This is a genomic window from Scytonema sp. PRP1 (assembly GCF_036697665.2).
Taxonomy (GTDB): domain Bacteria; phylum Cyanobacteriota; class Cyanobacteriia; order Cyanobacteriales; family Nostocaceae; genus Kalymmatonema; species Kalymmatonema gypsitolerans.
Genome location: NZ_JBAHYJ020000030.1, coordinates 238651 through 247239, shown reverse-complemented (window position 1 = coordinate 247239; position 8589 = coordinate 238651). Strand labels below are relative to the sequence as shown.

Genomic DNA, 8589 nt, shown 5'->3' with positions numbered 1-8589 from the left:
GGGAAATTTAGCACCAAATGGTGAATTTAAGTTTACCTTCTCAGACTCAAGCGATGGCACTGGTTTGTTTTATTACTGTAAAATCCACGGCAGACGCATGAGTGGGAATGTCATTGTTCAGCCAGCTGCGGAAAATAGCCCTGAAAGTTGATAACTCCAAAAATAGCGAGACTTTCACGAGCGGCTGTAGGTTTTAAGTTTCTCCAGATGCATCAGTTGGATATTTCTAAACAAAGATAATTAGACTTGAAATACTCCTTGGTGACAGCCTCGCTATGCTTTCATTTCACAGATTGCCAATAGGCACTGTAGAACTTAATCATTTTAATTTCTGGAGTCTGAGAGTTATGAAGTTAACCAGACGAGAGGTCATCAAACTAGGGTTGGTGGGGAGCAGTTCGCTGCTGCTGCCCTTGGGCTATCAAAAGCAAGCTTTAGCCCAAGAGTCTTCTTCACAAGTGAGTAATGAATTTAAGGAAACTCTACCTATTCCACCTGTTCTGGCGCCCGTGTGCAGCACCCAAACAGGCATCGACGGAAAGCCAACAGATTACTACGAAATCGAAATTAAGAAAACTCAGCAAACGATTGGGGGAAAACCTGTTGAGATTTGGGGATATAACGGTATCACTCCTGGTCCCCTCATCCGGCACAAAGTTGGGGATTTACAGAACGAGGAAGGATTAGGATTGCGGTATTCGGTTGTCCGCTTCATTAATAAACTGGGTAATGAGGCAAACGGGGAGCCTATTAAGACGGTAGTCCACCTGCACGGTATGGCTTCCAAACCAGAATACGATGGCTATGCTGAAGATTATATTCCGCCAGATTATTACAAGGATTACATCTATCCCAACGATCGCGCTGCCACAATTTGGTACCACGATCATGCACTTCACAAAACTCTGGACAATGTGAAAAAAGGTCTGTTGGGTATGTATATTGTTGAAGACCAATGGGAAAGGGATAAACTTCCTCTACTCACTGATGGGGAATTTGATGTACCGCTTATTCTACAGACAAACCCAGACCCACGTGGAAGAGAAGAAACCCTTGTCAATGGTGCCTTAACACCCCATATGGATGTGAAGCGACACAAGTATCGTTTCCGAGTCTTGAACGCTGCTCCTCAAAGCATCTTTAAACTCACTGTCGTTCCGACAAGTAATGAAGCTAATAATCTAACTTTGAAAGTGATCGCAACAGATAGCGGCTTGCGGGAGAACCCAGTTGATGTGAAAGATTTGGAGATGGGCGTAGGAGAACGCTATGAGTTCGTTATCGACTTTAACGAGATATTCCAATCTGCTGTAACTCAGGTTTATTTAAAGTTAGAGGATTTAGCCTTTGGATTCACAGAAAACGTTTTACGTTTCAACATTAATCCAGATCCTGTTGCTGATGACAGTGTTGTTCCAAATGTCCTACGCTCTGTTCGGCGTTTTGAGAACTGCCCTAAAGAAAGTTCGGCTGCATTGCCAAGTGAGTGCCCCGCAGAAGTCACACTCAAATTCGCTCAGAGTCAGAGTCAAACACAGAACTGCAAACCTGAACTTGGGGGGGATAGGAAATGGTTAATCAACGACAAGGGATGGCCTGAAAAAGTTGCTTGTGCGCCTGCTTTTGATCGTGCCAACCCGACGTGTGTGAACTGGACACTACGCAACGAAAGCCAAGAAATTCACCCAGTGCATATTCATCTAAGTGACTTACAGATTGTTAAGCGCACGGACAGGACTGGACAGCAAATACCACTTAAGCCTTACGAGAATAATGCTTGGAAAGATGTTTTTGTCATTAAACCTGGAGAAACAGCAACAGTTGCAGGTGTGTTTGGTCCCCAGCAAGGGATATATATGATGCACTGCCACAACCTCAAGCATGAAGATTGCGACATGATGGTGACGTTTCAGGTGGGTGAGGATAATAGAGACCCCAGCGCGATCGCTCCAGCAAAGCCAGTCTCCGAGATGGAACCGCTTTGCCCGCCGCAGCCTGGTACTCAGCCTTTTGCTCTGCCTCAGCAGCCTGCTTACGATTCCGATGCAATCATAAGATACAACAGGGAAGTTTACGGATCAGACAGATAGCAATTTCTGGTGTTGCATATTTGCAGGATGAATTTTGTGTTTTTGTGGGATGGGCTGTCCTGCCCATCCCTTGAATTTTTTGGGCAGGCAGAGGATGCCTACCCCACAAGAATCATCCCTGAATTCAGCAACGCCCATTTTCTGCTGTCGGTTCTGCTGATTAGCGATCGCCCTATCTGCTTTGGACAGGCTACGCGTGCAATTGCTAACTTTCTTCGGTGCTACAAGATTACCTATCTTTTTCTTGGCGTCCTTGGCTCAGGAGCGGTTTATTTAATTGGTATTCTACCCTGCCCTCACGCCTAGCGGCGAACCGGCGGGTAGGAGTAGGTGAGAAATTGCCTCAACTAACAAACTTGGATCGACTGGCTTAGGAATATGCTTTTGAAAACCTGCTGAAAGTGCTTTTTCTTCGTTCATTTCCCCTGCATAAGCAGTTAGGGCGATCGCCGGAATTTGTCCTCCCTGTTCTGGCGGCAAAGTTCTGACTTGGCGTATCAACGTGTATCCGTCAACTTCCGGCATACCGATGTCGCTAAGGAACACATCTGGCAGAGACTGGGTTAAAGCGGTGAGTACTTCACTGGCTTTTGTCACTGCTGTTACACTCGCCCCATACTCCTCTAGCAAGAACGTGATAAACTCCCGCGTATCGGTATCGTCATCTACCAATAACACCGTTACGCCATTCAAATCCGGGCAAGGCTCAGACTGTGTCTTATTTTGGAATATCTGTGGTTGAGTTGGCATCACCGGTAGTCTCACTGTAAAGGTTGCCCCCTCACCAACGCCCTTACTGTCTGCTTGGACTGTTCCGCCATGCAGTTCGACTAAATGACGGACAATCGCCAGCCCTAACCCCAGTCCACCGAAGTTTCTGGTTGTGGTACTGTTTTCTTGGCGGAAGTAGTCGAACACATAAGGAAGAAAGTCAGGCTCAATACCCTTACCTGTATCACTTACTAAAATTTGGGCGTATTGTCCAACGCGTTCTAGTCGGATATTCACCCGTCCTCCCTGTTGTGTGAACTTCACCGCATTTGCCAGCAGGTTCCAAACAATTTGCTGCAATCGGTTTGAGTCGCCCAGAACTTTCCCCAAATTTGGTTCAAACATTGTATGTATCTTAATTGACTTAGCCTCAGCCGACAAACCCACTGTTTCCATTGCTGCTGAAATGACTGCTGCTAGGTCAATAGGGCAAATATTTAGACTGACTTTACCCCGTAGAATTCGGGAGACATCGAGCAAATCTTCAACCAATTGAACCTGTACTTTAGCATTGCGTTCGATAGTTTCCAAAGCGCGGTTTGTTGTCTTTTGGTCTAACTTTCCTTTGCGAAGCAGTGTTGTCCAACCCATAATCGGGTTGAGTGGCGATCGCAATTCATGGGAAAGCACTGCTAAAAACTCGTCTTTAATCCGATTGGCTGTTTCTGCAGCTTCTCGTGCCTTTTGCTCTGAATAGTATAAACGAGCACGTTCAATTGCCTGAGCGCATTGCTGTGCCATTGTCAGCATGAATGCACGGTCATACTCGTTAAACTCCCTAGCTTCGGCGAAAGCTAGGGACATTCCACCCACGGCTCGCCCCTCTACCAGTAACGGAATGGAAATCCAAGCCTGGTAGTTATGCTGAGCGTATGCTTGAGTCAGATGTGGATAACGAGCAACTCGTGTCTTTGTTGCTTCTTGCCAGATCGGTTCTCCGGTTCTTACTGCGTCTGCTAGTGGTGCAGATGCATGAATTGAGAATCGACGCCATGCATCTACAAGTTCCTGTTTGTAACCAACTGCACGCACAATTTCAAGTTCTGTGCCGTCCTCAGTCAATAGCGCCACTAAAGCAGAATTTGCCTGCAAAGCTGCCATTCCCTGCTCCACAATCACTTCAGCAACTTGTTCTGGGGTTAAGGATTCGGAAAGCGCTGCAGTCACCGCTTGAAGACGAGTCGTGCGATCTGCTGCTGCAAGAGCGGCTTGTTGGGAGAGTTGTGCTTCTGTATAAAGTCGGGCATTATCAACAGCTACAGCAGCGCGACGCGCCAGTTCTTCAGCCAATATCAAATCGTTGCTATCATAACGACGACCTGATTCTGAACATACCAAGGAAATAACTCCTAAAACCTGTCCACGCGCAATCAACGGTACACCCATACCACATTTAGGAGCTAGCTGTTGCAGGAGTTTTAAATGTTCGGTATTATGGGCAGCTGCTTTCATGTCGTCGTCAGTGACAACAGGAGTTAGTATTGGCTTGCCTGTGTGTATGACTTCAGGAAGACCTGCAACTTTTGCCAAGTCAGATGGATATTTTCGTAGCTGTTCTACCAATTCCTGTTTCGAGGCATCGGCATGAGCGACTGCCACTCGACGAGTTGATTCGTTTTCCCTGATAATATCAACGACGCACCAATCAGCGATCGCAGGCACTGCCAAACGAGCCACACTGGCTAAGGTTGTCTCATAATCCAATGATGAACTTAGGATATCGCTCGCTTGAGCAAGAAAGCGCAGTCTCTCCTCAGCCTGCTTACGTTCCGTGATATCCCGAGACGATGCCTGCATTTCTAAAATTTGCCCAGTTTCTGCATCGCGGATAGCTCGAACAGTCGCTTCAATCCAGATATAATGTCCGTCTTTGTGACGCGCCCGATGAGTTATGGTATATATGTCTGGTAAATCTGCATTGATTGGGTAGTTCCTAGCAATCTCAACCAAATCATCTGGGTGAACTAACTCCCCACTGGAACGACCAACCAGTTCTTCAGGTTTATACCCAAGCACTGTATAACAAGCAGGTGACACGTAGCTAAGAATTCCACCAACTGAGTGGCGCGAAATAATATCAGTCGAATTTTCAGCCATCAGCCGAAAACGCGCTTCACTCTCTCGCAATGCCGCTTCTGACAGCTTGCGCTGTGTAATGTCAACCGACACTCCAACAACTCGCAAAGCTTGCCCATCGGCTCCCCGGTGGACCACGTTTCCCTGACTCACTATCCACCGCACCTTGCCATCGGGGCTTAACACTCTGTACTCTAAAATATAAGGTATTTCACTACGCAGAGCGAGGATGGTTTTTTGTAAGACTTGGGGACGGTCTTCTGGGTGAATGAATTCTACAAATTCATATGGTGTTCCGCGCTGAATTCCCCAGATTTTTAAACCACTTTCAGAGCACACAACTTGGCGGGTTCTTATATCTAAATCCCAGGCAACCATGTCAGCCGCCGCCAAAGCGAGTTGCAAGCGCTGCTCCATGTCTCGAAGTGTTGCCTCTACTTGCTTGCGTTCTGTAATGTCCATCACAACGCCAATCAGCTTCTGTGGTTTGCCAGCCTGATCATCAAGCACTTGACCAATACTCGCTGCCCAACGGATGCTACCATCTGAGTACAAGAGGCGATACTCAATATTGCAATCCAAAGATTCTTGAATAACTTGCAGACTGGTTTGGTGAACGTACTCTCGGTCCTCTGGGTGAATGCAATTCAAAAAAGCTTCATAACTGCTGTCGTCAGTACTAGGAGTTAGCCCCAAGATTTGATACACTTTGGGGGACCAGTATCCTGCATCTGTTGTTAAATCTCGCTCCCATATCCCCATGTTGGCAGCTTGAAGTGCAAGCTGTAAGCGCTCCTCACTTTCGCGCAAAGCTTGCTCGGCTCGCTTGTGTCCATCAATATCGGTACAGGTTCCAAACCAACGAGTGATCTTGCCTGTCGCATTCCGCTGTGGTAACGCTCGTGCTAAATGCCAGCGGTAGGAGCCATCTGCCATTTTCAGACGGTACTCAAGTTCATACTGAGTTCCAGCACTGACAGATTGCATCCAGCGATCAATTGTTCGCTGCAAGTCATCCGGATGCACAACCGGATGCCAACCTTCTGCCAAAAGTTGCTCTAAATTGATGCCAAATGCATCAAGAGCTTGCTGATTAAAATATTCCACTTCACCATCTCGACGACAAGTCCAGACAATATGTGGGATGGCATCGGTCATTTCACCAAACCACTCTTCGCTGTTTTGCTGAGGCTCAGTAATGTCCGTGATAAAAATTGAAACTCCGTCGCTGGAAGGATAAATGCGGTTTTCAAAGTGGCGTTGCCAAGGCGAATAGAAGTAGTCGCACTGGACAAATCTTTGCTCTGCGATCGCTCGATGCGCTTCCAAGTAGAACTGGCTCCCTACTTTATCAGGAAACATGTCCCAAATACACTTGCCTAACAGTTCTTCCTTGGGAATTCCCACCACTTCCGCGACAGTGTCATTAACATATGTGTAGCGCCACTCCTTATCCAGTACCAAAAATTGGTCATTGATTTTAGATATGGCGTTTCCTGTGGTAACTTTCGCTACGTTCATTTTTGGCACCAGCGCCTTTACTTCGCCACCACCAGCAAACGAGTCCTCTGGTACGTCTGCCTTCACCTTAGGAGTCACCGTCTGTACTCCTCATTCTTGAAAGTATGTGGCTATCAGGTCTTTGCCGCTATTATCCACTTAGTGCAGTAGCTCCTCAATTCTTTTCAAAGCTGACAGTAAAAGTTTTGTCTGCCCATTCTTACAACAGTTAACGCTGGAACGCAACCCCTGTTTTTTCGGCAAACTTTACTTGTAATAGTTCCAAGCATTTTCCTTGTCTTACGAACTAACTCTGCCAACCCTCACTGCACAATGGCGGATACAGGCGCGAGTCCTTCTCATCTTAATTTTAAATTAAAGCTGAATATATCAGGTGATATCTTTTCTATTCCATCTACTAAAAGAGGGAAAATCTATTTTACCCACAATTCTTAACACTGTTTTCTAACCAGCAAGGCATATCTCGGACACACTTTAATACTTATGTTATCTTTCTACAGATAGTAGAAGCAAACTTCATGAAAACGTTATATTTAACTTAGTTTAAAAACCGCTAGCTAGCATATAATTAAACATCCAAAAATATCCAATTTACAAGCGCCATTTGTCAACTACCCACACTAACACGGAGTGTATAGTGTGGGCTTGCAAGAATCAGATTGCAACGTAAGAGATGACTAGCCCCATGAGCCGTTACCTGATACGTACCTCCGAGCGTTTCCCTAACTCGGAATAACTACAAACTACCTGATTAGTAGTGCTTGACGCCAGTCGCCCCAAGTCGGGAACCTGCCCAAGGCGCTGGCTCCAGAAAGGACATTTTGGTAGCGGTGGGCTAAGGGACTTATTACTTTACTCAAGGATTATCTCCATGCGAGTACCAGTATTAGATAAAGACGGAAAACCACTCATGCCAACAAAACCTAGTCGTGCTAGACGTTGGCTAAAAGAAGGTAAAGCCAAAATCGTAGCCAACAATCTGAATGTTTTTTGCATTCAGTTATTGGTAGAACCATCTGGTAATGACCAGCAACCTATTGCTTTAGGATTAGACCCAGGCAAAAAGTTTACGGGTGTTGGGGTGCAGTCTGCCAAGTTCACTTTGTTCATGGCACATCTCGTCTTGCCATTTGCAGATGTTACAAAAAAGATGTCGGGAAGGCTGATTCTACGACGTGCTAGACGGGGTAGACGGATAAACCGTAAAATCGCATTTTGTAAAAGAGCGCACCGCCAAAAACGATTTGAGAACCGTAAACAGAATAAACTACCTCCCAGTATTCGAGCCAATAAAGAGTTGGAATTACGAGTTACTAAGGAGTTGGTCAAACTATTCCCCGTTACTCAAGTTACCTACGAGTACGTTAAGGCTAAAGGCGACAAAGGATTTAGCCCGGTGATGGTTGGGCAAAAAGTCATGTTGCAATGGCTTACGAAAATTGCACCAACCAATGTGCAAGAAGGTTGGCAAACTTCAATCCTTAGACAACAGCTAGGCTTGGCTAAAGATAAGAAAAACAAGGAGAAACAAACTCCTGAGACTCATGCTCATGATGGTGTGGCACTGGCAGCAAGTAATTTCATGAAGTTCGAGAAATTTCATACTGCCAATACTCGTGGTCATCGCTGGGTTGGAGAAGTCCTAGTCACATCTGCACCATTTCGTATCATTGCACGTCCTAACCTGTTTCGCCGTCAACTCCACTTTGAGAACCCAGTCAAAGATGCGCAAGGTAATAGAAAGCGCAAAGGCGGAACAATTACACCTTTCGGTATGCGCTCCGGTGATTTGGTCAAAGCGGAAAAAGCAGGTAAATCTTATATTGGCTGGATAGGTGGTTATACTCAAACAGCCAAAACCAAGAATGTTTCAGTCTATGACCACAATTGGCACAGACTTGGACAGTTTACTCCGTCAAAAGTACAGTTACTCAAACGTAGTTCACGACTATGTATCAAATCCTAAGAGATTGGTATTTATCGCACTGTCCCCCGGACTCTACTCCCAGTAGAAGTAATCAGTTCAGGGGACGTGCGATAAATACCCGCCATTCCTCCCACCACTGAATCGAAGATTACAGTGGGGGACTCCTGGCTGTTTAGTTGAAAAATACAGCGCTTTCAAAACCAC

General features: G+C 46.0%; 3 protein-coding genes. 2 read left to right on the top strand and 1 reads right to left on the bottom strand.

Going from position 1 to position 8589, the window contains the following annotated elements; genetic code table 11:
- Positions 1-347: 347 nt before the first annotated feature.
- On the top strand, positions 348-2090 hold the full coding sequence (locus V5G28_RS06355; RefSeq protein WP_332994030.1) for a multicopper oxidase family protein: 1743 nt from the start codon (positions 348-350) through the stop codon (positions 2088-2090).
- 285 nt (positions 2091-2375) lie between these two features.
- Here V5G28_RS06355 and V5G28_RS06350 read toward each other — a convergent pair whose 3' ends face one another.
- Positions 2376-6536, bottom strand: coding sequence for a PAS domain-containing protein (locus tag V5G28_RS06350; protein ID WP_332994028.1), 4161 nt, complete (start codon positions 6534-6536; stop codon positions 2376-2378).
- Between the two features lie 793 nt (positions 6537-7329).
- On the opposite strand from V5G28_RS06350, the gene V5G28_RS06345 reads away from it, so the two are divergent.
- Positions 7330-8424 carry an RRXRR domain-containing protein gene (locus V5G28_RS06345; RefSeq protein WP_332994024.1) on the top strand — a complete coding sequence of 365 codons (1095 nt, stop codon included), beginning with the start codon at positions 7330-7332 and terminating at the stop codon, positions 8422-8424.
- The last annotated feature ends 165 nt before the right edge of the window (positions 8425-8589 follow it).